Source organism: Vibrio coralliirubri, assembly GCF_024347375.1.
In the GTDB taxonomy this organism is placed as follows: domain Bacteria; phylum Pseudomonadota; class Gammaproteobacteria; order Enterobacterales; family Vibrionaceae; genus Vibrio; species Vibrio coralliirubri.
In genome coordinates this window covers 771,432-796,727 of sequence record NZ_AP025471.1, presented here as the reverse complement: position 1 = coordinate 796,727, position 25,296 = coordinate 771,432, and the positions used below count along the sequence as shown (strand labels likewise).

Sequence of the window (25,296 nt, the reverse complement as noted above, 5' to 3'; positions counted from 1 at the left end):
TCTTTATAGACAATAGAGCGTAGTAATAGGTAATAAATGCGAATGCTTTTAAGTCTATTTATCAGGATGTTAGTATAAATTAAGTCATCAATTCAGACGTAAAATTAAAACGCCGAACTGAATCCAGTTCGGCGTTTTTGTCATAAGTCACAGATTGCGTATAGAAACTGTTAGAGCAATTTAGTAATGTCCGGTTTGAGCCATTTTAAAATGTCCTCCTAAGCTTACCTATATTGGTCTGCTTAGGAGTTATCCGGATGCTTATTACTATGAGTGAAAAAGATATTCATCGATTCAAGGTGCTTACTGACGTACGTGAAAAACGACTACGCCAAGTTGACGCCGCTATAATTTTGAATCTGTCTGCGCGCCATATCCGACGTTTGGTGAACAAACTGGTCTCTCTTGGTGCTCAAAGTCTTACACACGCAGCGCGTGGACGCCCAAGTAATCGACGCTACTCAGAACATTTCAGAATTGAAATACTGAAACTTATCCGTGAGCATTACTCTGACTTCTCACCAACGTTCGCTCTGGAAAAACTGACTGAACGACACAATCTATCCGTCTCTAAAGAAACACTCCGTCAATGGATGATCGCCGACGGACTGTGGCTTCCACATTCACAACGCAAACCTCGAGTCTATCAGCCTCGTTACCGTCGTGATTGCTTGGGTGAACTTATCCAAATTGACGGCTCCCATCATGACTGGTTTGAAGGCCGCAGCGACAAATGCTGCCTATTGGTGTTCATTGATGATGCGACTGGCCGTTTGATGAACCTAAGATTCAGCGAGACAGAATCCGCATTTGACTACATGTTGACCACGCGTGAATACCTCAATGAGCACGGTAAACCCATCGCATTTTACAGTGACAAGCACTCAATTTTTCGAGTGAATCAGGAGAAACACAAACAAGTTGGCCAAACTCAATACGGGCGCGTGCTGAAAGAACTGGCCATAGAACTCATCTGTGCCAACAGCTCCCAAGCCAAAGGCCGCGTTGAGCGAGCCAACCTCACGCTGCAAGACCGACTGGTTAAAGAGATGCGCTTACAAGGTATCGACACCATCGAACAAGCCAACGCCTGGCTTCCCTACTTCATCGCCGATTTTAACCATCGCTTTGCTAAGCCCGCTCAATACCCAAAAGACATGCATCGCCCGGTTCGAGAGTCCAAGCAAGAACTCGACGATATTTTCAGTTGGCAAGAAACCCGCAAGCTCTCAAAGTCGCTGACATTTCAATACGATAAAGTGATTTATCTCATTGAACCTACTGAAGAAAACAGCCGACTAGCGCACGAACATGTCAAGATACTCGACTACCCAAACGGTGAAATCGCCATCCAATACGGGCATCGAAAACTCGAATTCAAAACCTTCGACAAACTCGAGCACGTTCAACAAACCCAAATCGTCGACAACAAACGCCTCGGCCAAGTTTTAAAATTTGCTCAGCAACAACAAGAAGAATTCGAACAACAACAGCAACGAACCCGCAGTAAGAAAGCCCCCAAGCGCCGTGCACAACAAAGAGCCCTTCAAACAGCGCCTCGAGCCATCAACCCTGTCCTCACCGAACCATTCAAAGCTTCCAGTCGAAAGACCTAACAAGGGGACATTTCTATTTGGGACAAATGAGGACATTTTAAAGTGGGATTGACAGAAACCCTTGAAAATATCGACACTCGTTCAGTAAAAAATAAAAACATGATATAAAACAGTCTGTATATAAGAGAAGTCACAGCGTTACCTGAAATTATAAATCTACGGGGTAATCTTGAAAGTCAGACGTAAATACATTCTTAATTTTTCTATAGCGCTCGCCGTCGTGTCGATGATTCTTTCGGCCTTTCAATTCAATCGAACGGAAAGGTCATTGTTGGAATCTAACCAATTGTTTTTTCGTACGATTGTGAACGCGAGTTACGATATTGTCGACACCACAGTTAATGAGGCGATAAAGACATATCTTAAAGGAATTACGGATACCGTTGCGTCCCATGTATGGCATACCACGCCAGAACAAGAAGTTGAACAGGTAAGCCAAATTGCCCGTGAATTGCATATTGGACAGTCGGGTTATATCTATTTGATGTCACCCCAAGGCGTCCATCTCTACCATCCATTCTTGCAAGGTCAGAAGCGCGGGCATCTTACTCATATCCAAAAACAGCTCACCATTGACTCTGGCATGATCGAGTACTTTCACGCTAATCCGCATGAAATAAGCCGTAGAGCCAAAGTCGCATATTCGATGAGGCTCCCAAGTGGTAATACTTTGGTTGCGACGACCTATAAAGAAGAACTGATGTATTTGGTCGATCTTGAGGGTTTAAAAGACAAACTTAGAAAGTACGCGTTTGGTGATAGCGGATATGTGTACATTGTCGATCTGCAAGGTAACTTAGTGCTTCATCCGGATTATGAACATAAATCATTGAAATCCTTAATAGGCTACTCGTCTGAACTGCTAATTGATCGAATCGCCACCAAACCAGAAGGTCAATTCAGTTACTCGATTTCCAGTGATAGCGGCACGACCAACAAAAAAATCTTCTATAAGTTTTACCCTTATCTTAATTGGGTCATTTCTGCAGGTATCTTAGAGCAAGAGCTTAATCGAAATCATAGCCTGTTGTTTATTAGTTTGACGGCTTTGGTTGTAAGTTTGTTGAGCATTATTGTCGTGTTGGTGCTTTACCTGCGGCATCGTCATCTTAAAATCCTGGATGTAGCAAGCCTCGATTACCTTACTGGGCTTCCTAGTCGACGGAGTTTTATCGAGCAGCTAAAACTGAAAATTACTCAGAATTCACCTTATCCGATAACGAATGTCGGCGTCATCTTGCTTGATATTGACCATTTCAAACGGGTCAATGATCAATATGGTCACGCTCAAGGCGATCGAGTTATCTGTGCGGTCGCAAAGTCACTTAAGAGATTTGTTAACCGTCGTCGTTTGATTGTGATGAACATGAGTTATTCGAGTTATCAGAGGCGTTACGGCTATGTGTTGAGCAACTTCAAGGCTTAGTGTCGCCAGTAACAATCAGTGCTGGTTGTTGCCATACCCAAGCACTGACTGATATTGAAACCGCTATCGATAAAGCCGACAAAGCGCTTTATCAAGCAAAAGAGAGTGGACGTAACAACACTCAAGCGTATCGAGAGAAGGAATATCACGTTGCTTACATGTGATCGGTTGAAAGACTTGTTGGATTGAAAAGTTTTGTTCACACAAATCGAGCTATTGAGAACGACAGAGACAAAAAAGCCCAAATAGATCGCTCTATTTGGGCTTTTTCAGAATTATTTGAAAGGCTAATCGCTAATTTAAGCTTTCGCTGCTTTCATCGCTTCCGTTTTTTTTTCCTTTTGCATTTTTGCAAGGAAGTAGATGTTTACACAAGCGATAAAGCCGTTGGTGGCTGCAACTGGCCATGCGTCAATCATGATGCCGTATGCTGTGAAGAGTGCACAGCCAATAAAGTTAAGGACACGCAGACGAACGATATCTTTCATTGTTAATGAAATTGCGACCATAATAGACGCAGCGTAACCTAAAATTTCAACCATATTGAATTCCATTGTTTGACCCTCTTAAATTTGCCGATACTTTGTCGGTACCAATTCTTCTCTTCATGAGATGATTGAGGAAGCTCCGTGCCTCGAATGGTCTGGTTTTGTTTAACGGGGAGAACTATACCAACTCTGTTTTTGTGATTAAACCCCCAAAACAGACAGAAGTGAAGGTTAGCGATTACGCAAACGTTTAATGACCTTTCTATTAACATAATTACTATTTATGTTGGAGGTTGAATTGATAGTTATTCTTATATAGGTAAGGAAGCCTCGAATGATAAAACGATCCATTTGTGCAACAAAAAGCATAAAAAAAGCAGCACTATTGGCTTTGATGGCTATTGGGCTGACCGCATGCACTTCGCAAGAAATACCACCCACACACAATTATGGTGTGGTCACTAGCGGTGACTTTGATTTCATGAAACACGGCGTGATGACGTACTCCTGGCACCCTGAATCTGAAAAGGTTTACCTTTCTCAAAAATACGATGAAACCGTGGTAACCGATTTAGTGCGTGATTCGATTCAAGAACAGCTCTCAAGTAAAGGTTATCAGTTAAAGCAGGATGGTGTCGGCGATGTTGTTGTAGGCTTTGGATTAGCGGAAGAATCGGAACTGAACGATGAGTCTATCTTCGATGCGATTAAGCTATCTACTGGTGTGCCATTTTACGATGGTGAAGGTAAAGTTGCGGAGAAAGGATCGTTGTACATTGCGTTTTTCGTACCTAACTCAGAGGTCGTACAATGGCAAGCATTAGCACAATCTGGCATCCAACCTGATTTAGAGCCAAGCGAGAGCAAACAGCGTGTTACTGGCTTTGTTGAAATGTTATTTAGACGCATGCCTGAGCGATAGCATTGGGCGTTGAATGCATTCGTTGAGTAAATATTAGTTGTTGAAAATATGGTCAGATCGCAGATTATACTTTTTTATTTGTAACGAATGGTACAAATACGTAAAGCAACGTAAAGTTCGCGCTTCTTTTGCTAGCATTTGTCTATACTGCTCAAAACGTTAACTTAGGTTTGATTCAATGAAACTGTTTTCCAAATACTCTCTCCCTCTATTAAGTATATTCATTGTAAGTAACGCCGCGATGGTAAGTAATACAGCTATCGCAGCACCTTCTATAGTACCAAGCCCACCTAGCCTAGGCGCAAAAGGGTATGTGTTAATTGATTTTAATTCTGGTGATGTGCTGGTAGAAAAAAACGCACACACTAAGTTAAACCCAGCGAGCTTGACCAAACTGATGACCAGCTATGTGGCAGGTCAAGAGATGAAGCGAGGCAACATCTCTGCTGACGATCAAGTACGAATCAGCGAAAATGCGTGGGCGAAGAACTTCCCAGACTCTTCAAAAATGTTCATCGAAGTAAATACCGATGTAGCAATGATGGATCTTTACCGTGGCTTGATTATTCAATCAGGTAACGATGCAAGTGTTGCGATAGCGGAACACGTTGCGGGCTCGCAAGATGCATTCGTCGACCTGATGAACTCTTGGGCGACCTCTCTGAAGCTAGAAAACACCCATTTTGCCAATGCACATGGTTTAGACGCTGACGATCTCTATTCGACTCCTTACGATATCGCGTTACTCGGTCGTGCCATTATTCGTGATTTACCGGATGTGTATGGCTTATACAGCGAGCGTTCTTTCAGTTACAACGGCATCACTCAACACAACCGTAATGGCTTGTTGCGTGATAGAAGCTTAACCGTTGATGGCATGAAAACGGGCTACACTTCTGGTGCTGGCTACAGTTTGGCGAGTTCAGCGACACAAGGCGAGATGAGACTTATCGCGGTTGTGATGGGCGCATCAAGCGTTAAGAGCCGTGAATCAGACAGCAAACAGCTGTTGAGCTATGGTTTCCGTTTCTTCGATACACTAAACCCGCACAAAGGCGGCGATCAAGTGGCTGAAGAGAAGGTATGGTTTGGTGAGCAAGACACATTGAAACTAGGTGTGGCAGAAGACACGTTCATTACGTTGCCTAAGTCGGACAGTAAAAAGCTGACTGCATCTATCGAGCTTAACTCTGAACTGAAAGCGCCAATAGCAGAAGGTCAAACTCTAGGTGTGGTTCATTACACCGTTGATGGTGAAGATGTTCAAACTCAGCCTTTGATCGCGCTGGAAGCGGTTGAGCAGGGCGGTTTGTTCAAACGTTTAATGGACTACGTTAAGCTGTTCTTCGCGAGCCTATTCTAAATAGAGCTTGTGGCGATAAGCCGCGCTGAAAAGTCGAAATATTATGGGTGTTGTGAGTGAATCACAGCGCCCATTGTTATTTCTACATCAACGAAAACCCCGCGCCGCACTATCTTTATTAGCCGTAGCGGGCGGTTTCGATTACTATACGCAAAATTTAGCAGTGTAGTCACTTATGACGATAGAGATAAAGAACGTAACCGAACCCGAAGTAACCTGTGCCAATTGTCAGGCATGCTGTTGTCGCTTAGAGGTTATGATCATCACAGATACGGGCGTACCTGAAGAGCACATCGCTTACGATGAATGGGGCGGTGAAACCATGAAGCGCTTAGATGACGGCTGGTGTTCTGCGGTGGATAGAGAAACACTGATGTGTACTATCTACGAAAACCGACCATGGATCTGTCGTGAGTTCGAAATGGGCTCTTATGAATGCGTTGATCAGCGCAAGGATGTAATGGGCTAAGACTTTATCTTAGCTATCGATCTCAGTTGAGCTCTAGCTGTTCTTAGAGCTTTAACTATTTCTTGAACTCAAATAATCCGCAAGAAAATCGATAAACACTCGGATCCTTTGGGGCAAATAGTCGCTCGCATGATACACCGCGTACATTGGTAGCTGGTCATTACTCCAATCCGCTAATAATCGTATTAATTCCCCTTTCTCTACAAACTCTTTACCCATCCAATTCGGCAAAGCGACAATACCTAAACCTTGACGAGACATCTTAAGCAGCATTTCTGGGCTGTCTGAAGTGAATATTTGATTTACTCTGATACTGTTGGCCTTGTGGCTCTTGTCGGTAAAACGCCACTCATTCGCAGGCGTCATCAGTGAATAGGTCAAGCACTGGTGTTTGCTCAGTTCTTGTGGCTGTTGCGGTGCTCCGTGTTTCTCTAGGTATTCAGGTGATGCGAAGTAGTGAACTTTGTTATTAAACAGCAAGCGCGCTTTTAGCCCTGAGTCTTTCAGCTGTGATGCGCGGATGGCGACATCGATATTGTGATCATTGAGGTTAACGATGCGGTCGTCAACGCTGAGATTAACCCGTATCCCCGGGTGTTGTTCAATGAATGCTTGAAGCGATTCACTGAGTAACATGGTTGAAAAGGCACTTGGAGCGGATATTTTTAATTCACCTTCTACAGACTCGGTTTCTCGTTTGAGCTGACTTTCTATTGCGGACATTTCTTCTAGGAAGCGGACACAATAAGTGAGGTAGTCTTTTCCTGCATGGGTTAGGGATATTTTGCGACTGTTTCGCTGAAACAGTGTCATTCCTAAATCACTTTCTAACCACGCAATCTTTTTACTGACGGCACTTTGTGTCATATCGAGTTTATTGGCAGTAGCAGTAAAACTATTTAGCTGCGCAGTTTCCACGAAGATACGAATACACTCAATTTTATCCATTCTACTTGCCTTATGTCTGCTATCTAAACTTAATCATTCCAAAATGGAATCTTAACTATCGTAAAATTAGCATTTATCGTTCGATTTATGAATGGTTAAATGATCCCATTGACGTTAATAATTCTTAAGAAAGGTGGCAATATGATTTCAGTGGTGAGTGTATTACTGGTGGTGTTCTTTTTATTGGCAAGCTCAATCAAGACACTTGCTTGGCAGCGTAAAGTGTTTGAAATCCAACTTGGTTTTTTTAAAAGCTATGGATTAAACCGAGTGATCATGTTTCTAGTTGGCATGGTTGAGTTTTCGGGAGCCGTGTTGTTGCTCTGTGCTTTGGTTGGTTTAGCACCTGAACATACGCAAATGATGGGAGGTTTGATATTAGCGAGTACTACACTAGGGGCGATTTACTTTCACTTGAGATTCGATACGTGGAAGGATGGTATTCCCGCGATGGTGACTCTGTTAGGTTCTGGTTTCTTGGTTATTGCTTCGTACTAAGTTTATTCGACATGTTGTGATAGCTATGAGAGGCAAAGGAAATAAGAGTAGGGCACGAAGCCCTACTAAATGGAAACGGCTTAGAACTCAGAAGGTACTTCAAACTCCATCCATTCACCGGTTGTCGGGTGAATCAACTTTAGGTAGCCAGCGTGTAGGTGTAAGCGCTCGCGTTTGTACCCGTATAAGTCGTCACCACGAATAGGTATACCAAGCCCTAATGGGTGAGCGCAGTGTACTCGCAGCTGGTGGGTTCGCCCTGTTTTAGGGTACAGGTGAACCTTGGTTTTGCCATTATGAGTGCTGACCGCTTGCCAATGGGTCTCTGCATTTCGGCCGTGTTGATGACAAACCAGTTGTCTTGGTCTGTCTGTGATGTCGCCGCGCAAAGGAAGGCTGATATCGCCAGATTCGCCCGTTATCTCACCATCTAACAAAGCGGTGTAGCGCTTCTCTACGGTTCTATCAATGAACTGCTTCTGAATGTGCTTGTTTGATTCCGCTGTGAGCGCCAAGATCAACAAACCTGACGTCGACATATCCAATCTATGAATAATCAAAGGGCCAGTCGCATCTGGGTAACGCGCTTTTATGCGGGTATAAACTGAATCTTCGATGAACTTACCGGGAACCGACAAGAACTCTTCAGGCTTATTGACGACCACGATCTCGTCGTCTTCATAAACAATATCAAAAGACTTACCTACAGCAGGGTTCACGATAAGCGGGTTATCTTCTAGCTCTATGCCACTTAACTGGTGGTCGAGGGTCTCAAAGCTTTTGCTCTGACAAACCGGGTAAAGATTTGCGTGTTGTCGAACGATATCTGTAGGTGGTAATCCCCACCAAAACTCAGACAAAGCTAGCGGCTTGAACTCGTGTTCAAAGGCGAAGTTAAGCAGCTTAGGTAGGCAGCAGTCACCGGAGCCTTCAAGTGCGTCTTTGCCATCGAGCAATTCGAGTAAATTCTTAGATTGCTTGGCTTGATCGATAAAGCGATAGTGAGAGAGACGTTGAGTTTCCAACTGCTGTGAAACTGCTTGGTGATCTTGCTTACGGTTTTTCAGTTCACTTTCAATCAAATCAACGTGTGATTGGCGCTCTGCGATCTTCTGTTTCCACTCAATACGAAGTGCTTTTAGGTCACGTTTCTCTTGGCTACTTTGATTACCCAGTTGTTTGAGCAAATTCGTCGCCGACTCTAGATTCCCTAATGCTTTTTCTTGGTTTGCTTGCTCTCTGAGTTCGTTACGTTGGGCTTTATTCGCGGCCATAGCTAACTGAAAGGCTTCGATAGCTTGTGCTGATTCGATTTTTAACCCTTCAAGCTCGGCCAATAATGCGTCCAGGTTGTGCGACTGTTGCAGCTTTTCAATGTCTTCCGCGAGTTGCAACTGGCGAGCAAGGTTCGCACTGTTCTGAGATTGAAACTGTTCTGAATCGAAGGCTGGTGGAACAAAGTGAATGTTGTTTAACTGAGAGACCAAAGCCGGATCTAACTGCAAGCCTGAAAACGCAGAAAGGTAGCCTAACTCTTGGGTGGTTGGATTCTGAACAAGAAGCACAGCGTAGAGGTTACCTTGCGAGTTTTCATTCACACCACAGTCGATAAGTGATTGCTGAAGCTGCAGCATAGCTAATTCACACACAGGGTGCGGCGTATAGTAATACGGGAACGTAAAGCGATTCGGTAGCGCTAAATCGACATTCGTGTTTGCTAGGTGCAGAGGTGTGTATTGAGCGAGGTTTGCTGGCATTAAGATCAAACTCTATGGCTGTTCAGTTAGAGTTCGGTATTGTTGTCGAAATGAAGACAAATGAGAAGCCAAAGCAGAAGATAAATCGGCTTTGGCTTCATTTAGATTGTTATGTTCATGCTATGGAAGCATTGAATGGAACAAATCTTGATTAGTTCGAGTGCTCTAGCTCTACTTGCTCGGCTTTTTGGTAAGCAGGGTGGTTCTTTAAAAGCTCACCGTATTTAGCGATGTTAGGGTAAAGCGCAGTTGCACCAAAGTTACCAACGATTTCTACGATGAACGACATCATAAAATCTGCACCTGTTAGTGTGTCTGCAACCAAGTAGGTTTTACCTTCAAGTGCATTATTCACGTAAGTTAAGATCTTTTGGTTTTCATCGTCTGCATAACCGCCTAGGAAGTTAGTTTCACAGCCGTCTTTCATCACAAAGATCTTAAGCAACATTGGCAAAATACCTGAGCTCTCAGCGAAGTGAAGCCATTGCGAATATTCGACGTAGTCTGCGGTGCCGCGTGTAGGTGCGAACTTACCCTGACCGTATTTGTCGATTAGGTATTCCGTGATAGCACCAGATTCAGTGATCACGACGCCATCGTCTTCAATGACAGGAGATTTACCCAATGGGTGAATGGATTTGAGTTCTGGTGGTGCAAGAAAAGTGACACTGTCTCGTTGGTAGGGTTTGATTTGGTAATCTACCCCAAGCTCTTCCAATAGCCAGATGATGCGCTTTGAGCGCGACTTATTCAGGTGATGCAAAGTAATCATGATTCTACCTAGTTAACGGGTTCAGTTTATTGAATTTATTTAGCTTCGTTCGTTTTGATAACAAGCTTACCGAAGTTTTGACCTTCCAATAGGCCCATGAATGCTTGTGGCGCATTCTCTAGACCTTCAACCAGGTGCTCACGATAGTGCATCTTGCCTTGGGATAGCCATTCTGTCATTTGAACAGCAAACTCGTTGTAGCGGTGTGCGTAGTCATCAAAGATGATGAAACCTTGCATCTTAATTCGTTTAACCAACAGCATACCCATCAGGCTAGACATCCGATCTGGGCCTTCAGGCAGTGATGTCGCATTGTATTGAGAGATAAGGCCACACACAGGAATACGAGCACCTGTATTAAGCAAAGGCATTACTGCATCGAATACCTTGCCGCCAACGTTTTCAAAGTAAACGTCGATGCCGTTGTCACACGCTTTAGCCAATTGTTCCGCGAAGTCGTTAGCTTTGTGGTCGATACATTCATCAAAGCCAAGAACCTCTTTTGCGTAGTGACACTTCTCTTGACCGCCAGCAACGCCAATAACACGACAGCCTTTTAGTTTGCCGATTTGTCCAACGGTTGCGCCTACAGCACCTGTTGCTGCCGCAACGACTAGCGTGTCGCCTTCTTTAGGTTGGCCGATATCAAGCAAGCCCATGTAAGCAGTAAAACCAGGCATACCCATGATGCCAAGCGCGTAAGAAGGATGCGTTGGTTCTTTGCCGAGTTTGATTAGGCCTTCACCGTTAGACACACCAAGATCTTGCCAACCTGTGTAAGCCAGAACCCATTCGCCAATTTCATAATCAGCGTGGTTTGATTCTTCAACCTGACATACGGTTGCGCCAACCATCACTTCATCAATCGCAACAGGGTCTGCGTAAGATTTAGCATCGCTCATACGACCACGCATGTATGGGTCTAGAGAAAGGTAAACTGAACGAAGTAACATCTCGCCGTCTTTGATACTTGGCGCGGCTACTGTCTCTAAACGGAAGTTGTCTTGAGTCGGTGCGCCAACTGGGCGAGAAGCCAATACGATTCGGCGATTGTCTTGTTGAGTCATTGGATATCCTTAATTTATGTTTTATACATTTAGAATTAGACCAGTCGTCTAGTCTTATTGTCTAAAAATCCCGCCGTCATCAAACTGATAAGAGGGCGGGTGATTTGTTTTGAGTTAAAGCAAATAAAACGCGTTGCGCGTTGTTAGCTTTCACCTTTTAAAATGCGTTCGGTAAGGCTCAAAGCTGACTGTAAGCTATGGGAGCTCTGGCTAAGCTTGCTTAATAAGCTTGCACCTAGCCACATGGAGTATAGGTTCTGAGCGGCTTCTTGGCTGTCTTCAACCGTTATAGAGTTATCTTCGATACCGCCGACAATGCACTGCTCGATGGTATTCGTCACTTTCTCAGCACCTTTTAACAGCGCTTGGCGCATAGGATCAGAGAGATCAGAAACTTCCGCGCTGAGTTTAACGACCAAGCATTTATGAGCATTACAGGTACCGTTTTCGGTCTTCGCCCATAGCGAGAAATAGCTCAAGATTCGCTGATAATGATTACCTTCACCGTGTACTAAAATTGCTTCAATCTTAGTGATGTAGTTTTCAAAATAGTGTTGAATCAACGCCTCGCCAAATTGCTCTTTAGATTTAAAGTAGTGGTAAAACGACCCTTTCGGCACGTCCGCTTCTTTAAGCAATTGCGATAGGCCAACGCCGTTAAAGCCGTTGTTTACTATTAGTTGATAGCCAACATCTAAAACATGCAGGCGTGTGTCATTCGTTTTTTCGTTCATGGGCGGTACTATAGGTTAAATTAGACCAGTCGTCTAGTGATCGGTTTTTGAGGGTATATTTGGTCGTTGTTAAAGTAGCTAAGTCGCTAAATAGCTCAATATCTAAAGAGGCTTCAAATGTTCAGATATAAAAAAGCCCCAACATGGTGTACATATTGGGGCTTAAATCAGAAGCTTATTTATAGCTATTCGATTATTGGATAGAGATGAGTTCTACATCAAAAATCAGAGTCGATGATGGTGGGATAGGGCCTGAACCGCCTTTGCCGTAAGCTAGAGTGCTTGGAATGAATAGACGAACTTTTTGGCCTTCAACCATGTAAGTCAAACCTTCTTGCCAGCCTTTGATTACTTGCTTAAGGGCGAATGAGATTGGCTCGCCACGCTCAACAGAACTGTCGAAAACAGTGCCGTCGATCAGCGTACCGTGGTAGTGAACCGTTACTTTGCTGTTCTTAGTTGGGTGCTCTGTGCCTGTACCTTCTTCAAGAACAAGGTATTGAAGACCGCTTTCAGTCGTAATCACGCCTTCTTTGGTGCCGTTTTCAATTAGAAATTGTTGGCCTTGTTCGAAGTTTTCTCCGCCAGACTTATGATTCGTCCAAGTACGGTAAATCATGAAACCCGCCAAAAGAAAGACAATGACCGGGATGACAAATTTAGACATAGTAAAACCTATTTATATTGAGTGCTGAATTTCGTAGTTAATACAAAATGTGTTAATCAGTTGACTAAAGCCGTGGTTATGGTTGAGTCAAAAGGTAGTTGATCGTTTTTGCAATGCCAGCAACGTCTTGGTGACCTGCTGTTAGTACTTGGTATTTACCGTTGATGATAAAGGTTGGTACTGAGTTGATCTGACCTTTTACTGAAATCTCTTCAGCTTTTTTAACGTAGTCGAAAAGAGCGACTTGCTGTTCTTTGTTCAGCTGGTATGGACTAACCAAACCACGAGAAGTAAACGCTGTCTCTAGTGCTTGTTGGCGCTGCTCAGGTGTTGCATCTGCACCCATTTGAACGGCACCAAATAGGTCGTCCATGAATGCGTGGTCAGGCGTCGCATCAAGCTGCATCACTGCTGTGTAGTAGATCATTGCGCTGATTTGAGCGCTTTCGTTGAACGTCACGTGCATCTTGCCAATAGTTTGGTCTGTTAGAGACTCAATCTCTGGAATTGCACTTTCCATTTGACGACAGTGACCACAGTTAAGAGAGAAGATTTCAGTGATCGGAGACAAGTTAAATTCTGTTAGAGCAGTTGGAAGCGCTTCGTATTGAACGCCTTTTTGTGGCTCGTCTGTTTCACTACAACCCGCGATAATGAGTACGGCAGCAAGTGCTGTGATGAATTTAGTAAATGGTTTAAACATAATGTTTGCTCTAGCGTTGAGAAGTCGTGAGATTCTAACTATTTAGTACGAATTGGAAAACAATTATAAGGTAAATAAATGCAAACAGTTCGAACTAGCGGCTGAAGACAGGCTAATAGACGGTTAACTGTGATCAACAGCACTTTTTTGGGTTCTGCTTTCTTTTCGTCTAAAGTTTTTCCCTCGGTGCCGATATAGACATTAGTGAATGGTTTATCTGCATGAGTGGTTGGTGAAGTAATGAGATATTTAGCGATAATGTTAAGCATAGCTTTGGCTGGGTGTGAAGCCACGTCACCCACTGATTTACTTGGCGGTGACATGCTAGAGACTGCACCACAAACCGATTACGACTTGATGCATCCTGAATGGGGTGTGGTTCAAACGACTCATGTAGCAAGTAATCGTGGGTACTCGATTCAGAGCAGCACTCATCAACAAAGAACTATCACGACCAACTACGGACGTGGCGTTTCGACTAACGACCCACTGGAAGTCTTTTTAAGACAAAACCGTATCGATTTTGAAGTGTTGCCGGGTAACCATGTGATGGTAAAGCTTGAGCAGCACGTGAACTTTAAAACAGGTTCAGCATTCCCTGAGCCCGCTTATAATCAATGGCTAGATACGCTAGGCAGCTACCTTGCTCAACGCCAAGATATTGATGTAGTGATTGAAGGGCACACCGATAATACGGGCACAGATCGAATCAATGATCCGCTTTCAGAGCAGCGAGCAAAAGAAGTGAAGGCTCGATTAGAGAGTAACTATGTGTCGAGTCGTTCTATTTATACTCGTGGCTTCGGTGAGTATGTTCCAGCTTGTACCAACGCTTCTGCGCAAGGCAAGGCGTGTAACCGCCGTGTTGAATTGATGCTGATTGTAGCGAAGTAGTCGTTTGAACTTTCGCTCCCAATTTGAAGCGATTAACGCCACATAACAGACATAAAAAATCCCTCACATTTGAGGGATTTTTTGTATCTGGCACTTTTAGCTTTATTGCTTATGCAAACTGCTTTTCTAAGTAAGTTACGATATCTGAAGATTCGTACATCCACTCAGTTTTGCCGTCTTTTTCGATACGTAGACAAGGCACTTTCACACGACCGCCGCCAGCTTCAAGCTCTGCACGGTGTTGCTCGTTGTTTTTTGCATCACGAAGTTCAAATTGAACCGACTGACGTTTCATCGCGCGGCGCACTTTCACACAAAATGGGCACGCTTCGAATTGGTATAACGTGTGCGTTTTTGCTTGCTCATTCACTTTGCTTTGTTCTTCTTGAGAACGCTTCACACCACGTGGGCTGAAAACAAAATTCAATAACAAGATGACACGACCTAAGAACCAACGGATAAACTTCATAACTCTCTCTACATATTTAAAATTAGCGTTACAATTTGCAGCATTATATACACAAGTTTTGTCAGATGCTCGCAACAAACCGCTAATATCTATTTTGTCCGTTCGATCGTGTGAGACTTAGCCACATTTAGCCCTAAACGCTTAGAGAGTCGAGTCAGATTTGCTCGGTCTGTTTTCAGAACTCGTCCTGCTTGTGCCCAGTTAAAGTTGGCATCTTCCAACACCTCAGTAATGATACTGCGTTGAAAATCGTCCGTTGCACCACGTAGCCCTGCAGAAAGGTCGATCGTTGGTGTCGATAATGGTGTGTTCTTCACCTGTGTCGTCGCAATAGGCTGGTCTTGGTCGAGTGGACCACAATCTTCCTTGGTAATTGTCACCAGGTTTTTATTGGTGCTGCGCGCTAACGCTTTCAATGCTGAACGACTGATCACGTGCTCAAGTTCACGCACGTTACCCGGCCAACCATAACGGTTTAGGAAAGAAAGAACGTCGGAGCGGAACTTAACTTGGTTGATACCAAGCTTACGACGCGCTTGTTCTAAGAAGAAACCCGCTAATAGGCTGATGTCATCACCACGATCTTTCAGTGCTGGCACCGCGATAGGGTACACACTCAATCGGTGGTACAAATCGGCTCTGAATCGACCGTCTTCAACTTCTTGTTTTAGATCTCGGTTTGTCGCTGCCAATACTCGAACATCAATGGTTTGAATGTTGTCTTGGCCAACAGGTTGGATTTCGTTGTTTTGTAGCGCACGTAGAAGTTTACTTTGCGCAGCTAAAGGCAATTCACCAATCTCATCAAGGAACAGTGTGCCACCATCGGCTAAAGCAAACTTACCTAAGCGGTTTTTGTCTGCGCCAGTGAACGCGCCACGAACGTGACCAAACAGTTCACTCTCTACTAAGTTTTCAGGAATTGCAGCACAGTTTACGTAGACGAGTGGGTTACGTTTACGTTGAGATTGGTGGTGCAGGGTGCGAGCCACAAGCTCTTTACCAACTCCGGTGTCACCATGAATCAAGATATTAAACTCAGACGGAGCTACAACCGCGATGTCGTTCTTAAGCGCGACCATGGTGTCACTGTTACCAATCAATTCACCGCCGTCACGTTCCCACGCTTCTACGTTCAACTCTTCGAGTAATTGCTTTGACTGTTTTGCTTGATGTTCAAGTTGCGAGAAGGTCAGTGCCATCTGCATCGTTGAGGCTGCAATCGCTGCCAGCACTTCAAGGTTACGCGCCGGAATATTCGCGAAGACATCAGGTTTCAAGCTGTCTAGAGTCAGAATGCCTAAGAGCTTATCGCCAAATAGCAAAGGCAAGCCCATACAAGCATGCATTGGTAAATCGCCATCATGGTCAATAAGCAAACCATCGAAAGGATCGGGTAAGGAGCTGTCAGCATCGAAACGAACCGGAGAGCGAGACGCGCAGATCTCTTCAAACCGTGGGTGTTCTGAAATGATAAAGCGACGACCGAATGTATCTCGGCTGAGCCCTTGCATTGCGATAGGTACTAGCGTGTCGCCTTGAAGACTTAAAAGCGCGACACAATCACACGTTATGGTTTTGCGAATGGCATCGATCAGGCGATTGAAACGATCTTGATCGTTGACACCACTTGCGAGGCCAATGGTCATTTCCATGAGGGTAGATGCGGAGATATCTTGCATAAAAAACTCTAACTGTGTGTGTTTATCTACATAATAGAGTCTTATTGACTTAAAAAAAAGGTCTTTTTGACATTTTTATAAGATGAGTTTTGAGAAGAAAACCAGTAATGACGGGGATTGATAAAGTTGGCACTGATTGTGCAAAAGATACAGCGAAGCCCAATTATAGCGCTGATTAAACAGACTATTCTTGATCTCAATCAATCAGGTGGCATTAATCAGGTTTCGCGATTTTTTGAAATGAAAACGAGTCAAAATAACTCAGTTTCTAAAAATAACTAAGATTTCAGAAAATCGATAAGTCATTCTTATTTTTAAGTAGTCAAAATGACATATAGGTCATAAGGCTCAGTGTTCGGAGTAAATTCATGCTTAACAATGCACATATCGAAATCATCAAATCTACTATCCCTCTACTTGAGAGCGCAGGCCCAGCTTTAACTCAGCATTTTTATCAACGTATGTTCACGCATAACCCTGAGTTGAAAGATATCTTCAATATGACTCACCAAAGAACAGGTCGCCAAGGCGTAGCACTGTTTGAAGCTATCGCGGCATATGCAAAGAACATTGAAAATCTAGCAGCGTTAACAACAGCCGTTGAACGTATTGCTCAGAAACACACAAGCTTTAACATTCAACCAGAGCACTACCAAATTGTTGGTTTGCACCTGATTGAGACATTACGTGAACTAGCCGCTGACGCGTTTACTCCAGAAGTGGAAGAAGCATGGACAGCCGCTTACCTATTCTTGGCGCAAGTATTCATCGATCGTGAAGCTGAACTTTACCTACAGCGTAAGCAAGCTGTTGGTGGTTGGGAAGCAGCGCGTGCGTTTGTGATTGCAGACAAGATCGAAGAGTCAGCGCTAGTAACTAGCTTTATCCTTAAGCCAAAAGACGGCGGTGAAGTTCTGGATTACACACCAGGTCAATACATCGGTATCGAAGTGAAACCGGAAGGCTCTCAATACAGCGAGATTCGTCAATACTCACTGTCTGATAAGCCAAACGGCAAGCAATACCGTATTTCTGTTAAACGTGAAGGACAAGGCCAAGAGACACAAGGCGTTGTATCTAACCACCTACACGATACGGTTGCTGTTGGTGATGAGGTTAGCCTATACGCACCAGCAGGTGACTTTATGTATCAAGAGCGTAGTAAGCCAGTAACGCTTATCTCTGCAGGTGTTGGTGTCACGCCAATGCAGTCTATGCTTGAGTACCTAAACACGGAAGATAAAAACGAGCCAGTACTTTACCTTCACGCTTGTGAGAACGTAGGCCAACACTCTTTCACGACTCGTGTTAAAGATATTGTTGCCGACAAAGGTTGGGAAGCGAAAACGTGGTACATGAACAAAGACGAATCTGCATGTGAAAACACACATCAAGGCCAAATGGATCTAGCGTCTATCTCGGATACTAAAGGTTTTGAAGAGAGCGATTTCTACATCTGTGGACCTGTTGGCTTCATGAAGAACATCGTGGAACAACTAGACGCACTTAAAGTTGATCGTTCACGCGTACATTACGAAGTATTCGGCCCTCACGCTAACTTCTAATAGTACTCGAGAGTTCTATTAACACTCGCTTGATCTATTAAAAACCTTGCCTATTCAAAAGGCCTCACACTGTGAGGCCTTTTTTGGTTTGGTTGGTTTTGCCTGACATCATCGACTACTGCAGAACACGATAGTTCAGCTAAGACCTTTTCGCTTCTATCTAAGAACGTTTCACCTTCTTGGACATGTAGTCGGAATCAAAAAACTCAGGCCAGTACATTTTCACATAACCGCCTGCCACCCAAATCACTAGGATGGTGGCGATGGTTAGCTCAAAGAAACCAAACTTGTGTAGCCAATACCATTGTGGGTATTCCGTGCCGAAAAATGTGGTTAGACGATGCATGGCAATAGCGCTGATCACGGATGGGAAGGTGACGGCAGCAATTGAAGGTTGGAATTTCAGACGCATTAGGCGGATGTAACACAAGTAAATCAATAGTGTCATGGTGATGGCAATGCCCGCCAATGCACCTGTTAGAATCGGGTCTGGATTGTCGAAGTTAACCAAGTAAGCGGCTAAAGATAAGTTAACCGGAGCTGCCATGATAGCGAGTGTTGGTCTTGCTCGGCGAGGAAGATTGCCTTCGAACACCAAGCGGTACAACACCACTGGTAACATAAGGAAATAGATACCAATACAAGTGACCGCAAGTGTTTCTGAAAATACGGTGTGCCCGAACTGTGTGCCAGCTAAGGAACTGCTGATCAAACCGACTGGATACAGAAACCAACTCGGTACAATGTTAGACATTTTGAAGTTGATGATCTGAAAACTGAAGAACAACACCATCATGGTAAAGTGCAGCAATAACGCGCAGAACCAAACTGGGTAAGCTATGGCGGGCGATATCTCAGCTAAATAGTCGCACAGAATCAGTAAAGCCATGCTCATTGGTGCCATCAAGCTTCCACTTAACGGGTGGCGAATGTCATTAAGGAAGGTATTAAAACTCGTTAAGTAGCGCAGTAAAACAGGCAGCAATAATAGCGCGCCGAATGAAGCGAGGTAGGGACGAATGATCTCACCAATGCCCGGGATATATAACGCCCAAGCTTGTCCTAACCCAATAACGCCAAGTGCTAAAGATGCCTGAGATGGCGGTACATTTTTTACTTGGGTTAATCTTCTCCAGTTCAACGACTTGCTCCGACTTAGTTAATTACAGAATATTGGTGCTTTAGTTAGAGCGTGTAGGTCACCCTTCAATAGATTTTGAGGGCACTCAACTAATTTTGAGTGGATGATACCAAGTTTAACGTTTGCTTTTTTGATTTTGATACAGAATCGGGAGATTAAGCACGTTGAATGTGTGCTTTTGTTTCATGAGTCATTTGTAATTAACGCACTTCCTCTTGTTGAGGGAGATCTTGTTGTCTTAGCTTCTCGTTTTTAAGCGTACGGTTAAGCAGTTGACTGTAAATTGGCTGTCCACCTAACATTTGAGCAATGATTACCGCACCTAAGCAGGTGATGATTAACGGCAGGATCAGGTAGTAGTTATTGGTCATTTCAATAACCAACAGAATACCAGTGATAGGCGCTCGCACGGTGGCGGCAAACAAGGCTCCCATGCCAGCAATGGCAAACATACCCGGTTCAATATTCAGTTCAGGAAAGAATGCCGCTGCGATAAGCCCGAACGCATAACCAAAGAGTGTTCCTAGCGCAAGCATTGGTGCAAAGATACCGCCTGGTGCACCAGAGCCGAAACAAAGCAGGGTAGTGAGGACTCGACCTAAGAAAATCAGCAACAACACATTGGCGCTGTAGCTGCCATTCGTGATGTTCGGGATGATACCAATACCACCACCAGTTAATTCAGGTATATAGAGTAGCAACAAGCCAAAACAACCGCCAAGTAGGGTGCCTGTCATCAAGTAGCGTTTACGGTCATTCTTGTGGATCGCCACAAACAGGTCTTGGGAAAGCGTAATCAGCTTATTGAAAATTACACCAAACAGACCGAATAACACACCTAACAATAAGAACAACCAAAGTGCGTCGAGTTCAGGCGGCTGGTACTGAGGCATTGTGATAACGGCAGATTGGCCATTGATAGAACGAAATACAATGTTGGCTGAAACTGCTGAGATGATGACAGCTTTGATTGATATGAGTGAGTAGCGAAACTGTGGTCTCATCTCCTCAACCACAAACATGATGCCAGCTAGCGGTGCGTTGAATGCGGCGGCTAAGCCACCAGCGGCACCTGAAGCTAACAGTGAGTGGCGAGTGTCATCATCTTTGACTCGAAAGATATCTGTGACCATACGACCAATACTGCCGCCCATTTGAACGGTTGGCCCTTCACGGCCTAACACCATACCTGAACCGAGTGCGCCCATGCCGCCAAAGAATTTTACGGGTAATACTCTCCACCATCGAACAGGGCGCATGCCGTCCATTGCACCTTCGATTTCAGGGATACCTGACCCTGCAGCTTCTGGAGCAAATCGGTGAACGAGGAAATAGCCAATAAAGGCGAATGCAGCACTAATAAGGAAAGCAGCAAGCCACAGTGGTAAATGGCTACCGATTTCATCTTTCAACCAGTCAGTACGAGTTTCTGTGATGAAATGAACCGCAACTTCGAAATAAGTACCCACAACGCCCGCAAGTACACCCACAATACAAGAAAGAAAGAGAACCGAAGCTGGGGTCTTATCTCTTGAGAGAAATTGATTAATAGCATCCCTTGGCATTTTGGCTAGTAAGGACTGCTTAATTTTCTCTCTTCTGGTCATAGAGATAAGTTTCCTGAATGAGTTAAGGCGGGGTTGTATTAAATTATACGCTTCCTCTGTATATCCTATAGCAACAAAGATGAAAAGTTGAATTTCATTTATGGAATGTACGTGTTACATAAATGGAGTCTATGGCCAATAGTGTAATCACCGTCACAATTTTGATCGATTCTCTGACGGCGGCTTGAATATCCCCAAAAATGAACCATAGTTAAATCGTAAAGCAACATAACGAACCGCAAGGAGAAGTGAGGTTTTACACACAATTTGGATGGATTCAGAAACAAAGTTTTAGTTCCTCGTTAAATGTTCAGGTCGATATTTAAGGCTTCCTGATTCGCGAACTCACGATTGAGTAACGAGGGTGAGGCGTACTGAGTAAGTACGCCTTTAGTTCGTCTGGAGCATCCCATTTCCACATTCCGCTTCTACTGCTTTATCTCTTCTGATTATTTTCGCGCCAACCTCTATTAACGAATCTCAGTATAAACAATCGATTGGGGTCAACTTTTTGGTGATTGAGTATATACTCCCTTAAAAAGGAGAACTGATATGACTAAAAAAGTTCCTACGAACATCATTACGGGTTTCTTGGGTGTTGGTAAAACGACAGCCATCTTGAACCTGCTAAAAAATAAACCCGAGAATGAAAACTGGGCTGTTCTGGTTAATGAGTTCGGGGAAATCGGTATTGACGGTGCATTGATGACAGATCAAGGCGCTTTGATTAAAGAAGTGCCGGGTGGCTGCATGTGTTGTACTGCGGGCGTGCCTATGTCGGTAGGTATTAATGCCTTACTTCGTCAAAAACCAGACCGTTTATTGATTGAGCCGACAGGGCTTGGTCACCCCAAACAAGTGATTGCGACACTGACTTCCGATCAGTACACACCTTATGTTGATTTAAAAGCGACGCTTGGTTTGGTTGACCCACGAAATCTGTCTAATGAAAAGTACACCTCGAATCAGAATTTTAATGATCAACTAAATAGTGCAGATGTGATTCTTGGTACTAAGGTTGACCTTGTTCATTCTGAAGACATCGATGTGTTTAACGATTGGGTGACGGATCAAACGCCAGCAAAAGTCTTCCATAAGCTAATTCACGATGGTGAAGTGCCATTGGAAGTGTTGGACATTGAAAGAGTATACGGTAGTGCTTCCTCTCATCTTGAAGCACATCATCACGATCATGCTGAACAAGAGCCTCAGTTCCAACTTCCTCCCGGTGAAGCTTTCATCCGTAAAGAGAATAAAGGACAGGGCTATTTCAGTTGTGGTTGGTTGTTTGGCGCAGAGCATAAGTTCGACTTCGATGCGCTATTCTCTATGTTGTCGGATCTAACGGCTGAACGTGTAAAAGCCGTAGTGAACACCGACCAAGGTTGCTACGCATTCAATGTCGCGAATCAAGTCGTGTCTGTCAACGAAATTACACTTGATGGCTTTGAGTCTCGTCTTGAAGTGATCGACTCGCAGCTTATGCCATGGGCCGATCTCGAGCAGATTCTACTCAAGCTGTGTGGCATCAAATAACCCTGTTTTGCTGTTTGAACCAAGGATCTTGGTGTTTACCTCGTTGAAGGCGGGGTAAACACCAGATTAAATGAGAAAGTTTGCGTTATATCACGATAAATGTGAGATAAATCACTCTAATTACTTTATAGTGCTCGGCTGAAATAAGAATGTAGGCTGTCTGCTTAAGGAACCCGTAACAATGTCATTTTCCTCTCAAGGTTTTGCTCCTGAATTAGTCAAAGCGTTGACTGAGTGTGGTTATGAAAAACTCACTCCAATTCAACAAAAAGCGATTCCAATGGCCCGTAAAGGCCATGATATTTTTGCTACTGCTCAAACCGGTACGGGTAAAACAGCGGCATTTTCATTGCCTGTTATCCAACACCTTTTGAACAGCGGTAAAAAGGCGTCTAGAGGAACGGCTCGCGGCCTTATTCTTGCTCCAACTCGTGAGCTTGCTGCGCAGATCGCTCAAAACATTAAAGACTACGTTAAATACACGGATCTAAGCGTTTCTGCGGTTTACGGTGGTAACAAGATGTCTTCGCAAGTTCGTCAACTAGAACTGGGTGTGGATATTTTGGTTGCAACACCTGGCCGTTTAGAAGAGCACTTAGAAGCGGGTAACGTGTCTATCGCAAACCTAGAATTCCTAGTATTTGATGAAGCTGACCGTATCCTTGATATGGGCTTTATCAATGCCGTTCGTAAGATCATGTTGGATGTAGAAACATCACCGCAAATCATGATGTTCTCTGCAACGACTTCTACTCAGTTAAACCAGCTGTCTGTTGATATTCTGCGTAAACCAAAACGTATTAGTGTTGAGCGCGAAAACTCAACGGCTGCTACTGTCGGTCACGTGGTTTACCCAGTGGATCAAGAACGTAAAACTGAACTGCTTTCTGAGCTTATCGGCCGTAAAAACTGGCGCCAAGTGCTTGTGTTCGTGAACTACAAAGAAACTGCGAACGATGTGGTTAAAGAGCTTAAGCTTGACGGTATTAAAGCGGTACTTTGTCACGGTGATAAAGCGCAAAGCGCTCGTCGTCGTGCTTTGGATGACTTCAAAGAAGGCAGAGCACGTGTGATGGTAGCAACCGACGTTGCGGCTCGTGGTCTTGATATCGAAGACTTGCCACACGTAATTAACTACGACATGCCTTTCCTAGCGGAAGATTACGTTCACCGTATTGGCCGTACAGGTCGTGCTGGTAAACAAGGTCACGCAATCTCTTTTGTTAACCGCGAAGAAGAGCTGACTGTTGTTCAAGTTGAAAAACTGATTCAACAACGTATTCGTCGTGTTGAACAACCGGGTTATGAACCGAAGAAACGTGATGCTTACATTGAGAAGCTGAACACTAAATCGGCTTACAAAAACCGCCAAGGTCGTAAGAACAACGCGAACGAAGAGCCACAAGATCAAGCAAGCGCTGAACGTCGTTTGACTATGATGAAGCGAATTAAAAACCGTCGTAAGTAATTACGGTTGGTGATTGAAAAGAGCCACTGTTATGAACTGACCCCCAATAGTTGGACACCAATTATTGGGGGTCTTTTTATGTCCAAATATAGCCGAGAGCTAAAATGTATCATTGCTAAGCAATACTTAGATGGCACGTCATCTCTCTACTTAGCAAAACAATATTCAATTTCTTCAAGGCAGATACGGTATTGGGCTCAAGTCTTTGCCATCCATGGTACTGATTCATTTTTACCAACTAATCATGCCGCGACTGCTCAAACAAAACGAAAAGCATTGAATTTAATGTGGACGAATGAATGGTCTCTCACGCACACTAGCGCTGTATTAAACCTCTCATCCCCTGGAATACTCTCTGTCTGGCTTAAACGATTTAATGAGCTCGGTATCAAGGGGCTCGAAATGCGCCAGAAAGGAAGACCCTCAATGAAACAGCAACCTCAACGTACCACTAAGCCTGATAATGAAATGACACTTGAGGAGCTAAAAGAGGAGTTGGTCTACTTACGAACCGAGAATGCCGTTCTAAAAAAGTTGGAAGAGTTGGAGCAGAAAAAAAACCGTCGAACAAAGAAAAAGCGGTCATAGCTCTAACTCTTAAAGGCAAGTACCCATTAAAGCACTTACTGCACACTCTACAGTTGGCAAAAAGTGTCTTTTATTATCAGGCTCAAACGAGCAAGCGCCAAAATAGCTACGAACGTGAGCTGCGGTTGATAAAGTCAATTTATCATGAACATAAGGGGCGATACGGCTACCGCCGTATTCACTTGGAACTAAAGAATCAGGGGTTCGTGCTTAATCACAAAACGGTTCAAAGGCTTATGGCTCAGCTCAACCTTAAATCGACGGTCAGGATTAAAAAGTATCGTTCATACCGAGGAGAGTCAGGAAAAGCTGCTCCCAACGTTCTTGAAAGAGATTTTAGTGCGACTCAACCCGATGAAAAGTGGGTAACTGATGTCACGGAGTTCAAAGTCAAAGAGCAGAAAGTATACTTATCTCCCGTTGTCGACTTGTTTACTCAGGAGGTGGTTGCTTATAGAGTGGCCAAAAATGCCTGCTTGCCGCTTGTCACAGATATGCTGACGGAAGCTATATCAACGCTTAAACCCAACTCAAAGCCAATTATACATAGCGATCAAGGTTGGCAATATCGCCATCGACAGTATCAGAAAAAGGTAGCGGAGAGTGGGTTAACGCAAAGCATGTCGAGAAAAGGTAACTGCTTGGATAATGCTGTTGCTGAAAACTTTTTTGCTTTACTCAAAACCGAGATGTATCACAACCAAAGCTTTGAAGATGCAGATGCTCTGATAGAGCAGATTAAAGAATACATCGAGTACTACAATACCAAACGTATAAAAGTGAAACTAAAAGGCCTGACTCCGATAGAATATCGAACTCAGGCCTTGAAAGCCGCTTAACAGAAATGTCCAACTTTACGGGGTCACTTCAGAATGTGGCTCTTTTTGTTTGTATTGATCGCAATATTGTTTATTGT

Annotated in this window: 23 protein-coding genes and 1 pseudogene; 12 read left to right on the top strand and 12 right to left on the bottom strand. The window is 44.0% G+C overall.

Annotated elements, in window-relative coordinates; all coding sequences use genetic code 11:
- The first annotated feature begins 269 nt into the window (after positions 1-269).
- On the top strand, positions 270-1,616 hold the full coding sequence (locus OCV20_RS20175; RefSeq protein WP_108721727.1) for an ISNCY family transposase: 1,347 nt from the start codon (positions 270-272) through the stop codon (positions 1,614-1,616).
- 169 nt (positions 1,617-1,785) lie between these two features.
- Positions 1,786-3,206 (top strand): annotated as a pseudogene (locus OCV20_RS20170) (sensor domain-containing diguanylate cyclase).
- Between the two features lie 135 nt (positions 3,207-3,341).
- Here the strand turns inward: OCV20_RS20170 and OCV20_RS20165 are convergent.
- Positions 3,342-3,596 carry a YgjV family protein gene (locus OCV20_RS20165; RefSeq protein WP_017068159.1) on the bottom strand — a complete coding sequence of 85 codons (255 nt, stop codon included), beginning with the start codon at positions 3,594-3,596 and terminating at the stop codon, positions 3,342-3,344.
- Between the two features lie 268 nt (positions 3,597-3,864).
- On the opposite strand from OCV20_RS20165, the gene OCV20_RS20160 reads away from it, so the two are divergent.
- The 3 genes from OCV20_RS20160 (at position 3,865) to OCV20_RS20150 (ending at position 6,284) form a co-directional block, all read left to right on the top strand.
- Entirely contained in the window at positions 3,865-4,452 is a 588-nt protein-coding gene (locus OCV20_RS20160; protein ID WP_086775962.1) for a DUF4136 domain-containing protein, read from the top strand.
- Between the two features lie 178 nt (positions 4,453-4,630).
- On the top strand, positions 4,631-5,815 hold the full coding sequence (locus OCV20_RS20155; protein WP_048615359.1) for a D-alanyl-D-alanine carboxypeptidase family protein: 1,185 nt from the start codon (positions 4,631-4,633) through the stop codon (positions 5,813-5,815).
- A gap of 175 nt (positions 5,816-5,990) precedes the next feature.
- The gene (locus OCV20_RS20150; RefSeq protein ID WP_081090056.1) at positions 5,991-6,284 is read left to right on the top strand and encodes a YkgJ family cysteine cluster protein; all 294 of its coding nucleotides are present in this window, start codon (positions 5,991-5,993) and stop codon (positions 6,282-6,284) included.
- Positions 6,285-6,335: 51 nt separating this feature from the next.
- Here OCV20_RS20150 and OCV20_RS20145 read toward each other — a convergent pair whose 3' ends face one another.
- Positions 6,336-7,232, bottom strand: coding sequence for a LysR family transcriptional regulator (locus OCV20_RS20145; RefSeq protein ID WP_086775963.1), 897 nt, complete (start codon positions 7,230-7,232; stop codon positions 6,336-6,338).
- A gap of 117 nt (positions 7,233-7,349) precedes the next feature.
- On the opposite strand from OCV20_RS20145, the gene OCV20_RS20140 reads away from it, so the two are divergent.
- The gene (locus OCV20_RS20140; RefSeq protein WP_086775970.1) at positions 7,350-7,730 is read left to right on the top strand and encodes a DoxX family protein; all 381 of its coding nucleotides are present in this window, start codon (positions 7,350-7,352) and stop codon (positions 7,728-7,730) included.
- Positions 7,731-7,810: 80 nt separating this feature from the next.
- Here OCV20_RS20140 and OCV20_RS20135 read toward each other — a convergent pair whose 3' ends face one another.
- The 6 genes from OCV20_RS20135 to OCV20_RS20110 all read right to left on the bottom strand — a co-directional run bounded on the left by OCV20_RS20135 (position 7,811) and on the right by OCV20_RS20110 (position 13,430).
- A complete protein-coding gene (locus OCV20_RS20135) occupies positions 7,811-9,487 on the bottom strand; it encodes an RluA family pseudouridine synthase (protein WP_086775964.1) in 1,677 nt (558 codons plus the stop codon).
- Between the two features lie 151 nt (positions 9,488-9,638).
- Complete coding sequence (locus tag OCV20_RS20130) at positions 9,639-10,259, bottom strand: glutathione S-transferase family protein (RefSeq protein ID WP_086775965.1); 621 nt, start codon at positions 10,257-10,259, stop codon at positions 9,639-9,641.
- A 35-nt stretch (positions 10,260-10,294) separates the two neighbouring features.
- Positions 10,295-11,326 carry an NADP-dependent oxidoreductase gene (locus tag OCV20_RS20125; protein ID WP_086775966.1) on the bottom strand — a complete coding sequence of 344 codons (1,032 nt, stop codon included), beginning with the start codon at positions 11,324-11,326 and terminating at the stop codon, positions 10,295-10,297.
- Positions 11,327-11,469: 143 nt separating this feature from the next.
- Positions 11,470-12,060 (bottom strand): TetR/AcrR family transcriptional regulator, encoded by a 591-nt coding sequence (locus tag OCV20_RS20120; RefSeq protein ID WP_048613345.1) that lies wholly within the window; start codon positions 12,058-12,060, stop codon positions 11,470-11,472.
- A 193-nt stretch (positions 12,061-12,253) separates the two neighbouring features.
- Positions 12,254-12,727, bottom strand: coding sequence for a BamJ family beta-barrel-assembly machinery protein (locus tag OCV20_RS20115; protein ID WP_086775967.1), 474 nt, complete (start codon positions 12,725-12,727; stop codon positions 12,254-12,256).
- A 76-nt stretch (positions 12,728-12,803) separates the two neighbouring features.
- A complete protein-coding gene (locus OCV20_RS20110) occupies positions 12,804-13,430 on the bottom strand; it encodes a thioredoxin domain-containing protein (RefSeq protein ID WP_004731367.1) in 627 nt (208 codons plus the stop codon).
- Positions 13,431-13,688: 258 nt separating this feature from the next.
- Here OCV20_RS20110 and OCV20_RS20105 point away from each other — a divergent pair, with 258 nt between their 5' ends.
- Positions 13,689-14,324 carry an OmpA family protein gene (locus OCV20_RS20105; RefSeq protein ID WP_017631828.1) on the top strand — a complete coding sequence of 212 codons (636 nt, stop codon included), beginning with the start codon at positions 13,689-13,691 and terminating at the stop codon, positions 14,322-14,324.
- A gap of 109 nt (positions 14,325-14,433) precedes the next feature.
- Here OCV20_RS20105 and OCV20_RS20100 read toward each other — a convergent pair whose 3' ends face one another.
- Positions 14,434-14,793 carry a glutaredoxin family protein gene (locus tag OCV20_RS20100; RefSeq protein ID WP_017062638.1) on the bottom strand — a complete coding sequence of 120 codons (360 nt, stop codon included), beginning with the start codon at positions 14,791-14,793 and terminating at the stop codon, positions 14,434-14,436.
- A gap of 89 nt (positions 14,794-14,882) precedes the next feature.
- Entirely contained in the window at positions 14,883-16,475 is a 1,593-nt protein-coding gene (gene norR, locus OCV20_RS20095) for a nitric oxide reductase transcriptional regulator NorR (protein ID WP_017072223.1), read from the bottom strand.
- 368 nt (positions 16,476-16,843) lie between these two features.
- On the opposite strand from norR, the gene hmpA reads away from it, so the two are divergent.
- Positions 16,844-18,040, top strand: a complete 1,197-nt coding sequence (gene hmpA, locus OCV20_RS20090; protein WP_086775968.1) for an NO-inducible flavohemoprotein — start codon at positions 16,844-16,846, stop codon at positions 18,038-18,040.
- A gap of 160 nt (positions 18,041-18,200) precedes the next feature.
- Here the strand turns inward: hmpA and OCV20_RS20085 are convergent, their stop codons facing one another.
- Both OCV20_RS20085 and clcA read right to left on the bottom strand, forming a co-directional pair.
- Complete coding sequence (locus OCV20_RS20085; protein WP_050620668.1) at positions 18,201-19,181, bottom strand: TDT family transporter; 981 nt, start codon at positions 19,179-19,181, stop codon at positions 18,201-18,203.
- A gap of 200 nt (positions 19,182-19,381) precedes the next feature.
- Positions 19,382-20,788, bottom strand: coding sequence for a H(+)/Cl(-) exchange transporter ClcA (gene clcA / locus OCV20_RS20080; protein ID WP_017064484.1), 1,407 nt, complete (start codon positions 20,786-20,788; stop codon positions 19,382-19,384).
- A gap of 552 nt (positions 20,789-21,340) precedes the next feature.
- Here clcA and OCV20_RS20075 point away from each other — a divergent pair.
- The 4 genes from OCV20_RS20075 to OCV20_RS20060 all read left to right on the top strand — a co-directional run bounded on the left by OCV20_RS20075 (position 21,341) and on the right by OCV20_RS20060 (position 25,219).
- Positions 21,341-22,324: a CobW family GTP-binding protein gene (locus OCV20_RS20075; protein ID WP_086775969.1), complete on the top strand. Its 984-nt coding sequence runs from the start codon at positions 21,341-21,343 to the stop codon at positions 22,322-22,324.
- Between the two features lie 181 nt (positions 22,325-22,505).
- Positions 22,506-23,792, top strand: a complete 1,287-nt coding sequence (locus OCV20_RS20070) for a DEAD/DEAH box helicase (protein ID WP_019821956.1) — start codon at positions 22,506-22,508, stop codon at positions 23,790-23,792.
- Between the two features lie 78 nt (positions 23,793-23,870).
- Positions 23,871-24,380, top strand: a complete 510-nt coding sequence (locus tag OCV20_RS20065) for a helix-turn-helix domain-containing protein (RefSeq protein WP_086774936.1) — start codon at positions 23,871-23,873, stop codon at positions 24,378-24,380.
- Entirely contained in the window at positions 24,377-25,219 is an 843-nt protein-coding gene (locus OCV20_RS20060; RefSeq protein ID WP_108721729.1) for an IS3 family transposase, read from the top strand. Before OCV20_RS20065 ends, OCV20_RS20060 begins: the two co-directional genes overlap by 4 nt.
- The last annotated feature ends 77 nt before the right edge of the window (positions 25,220-25,296 follow it).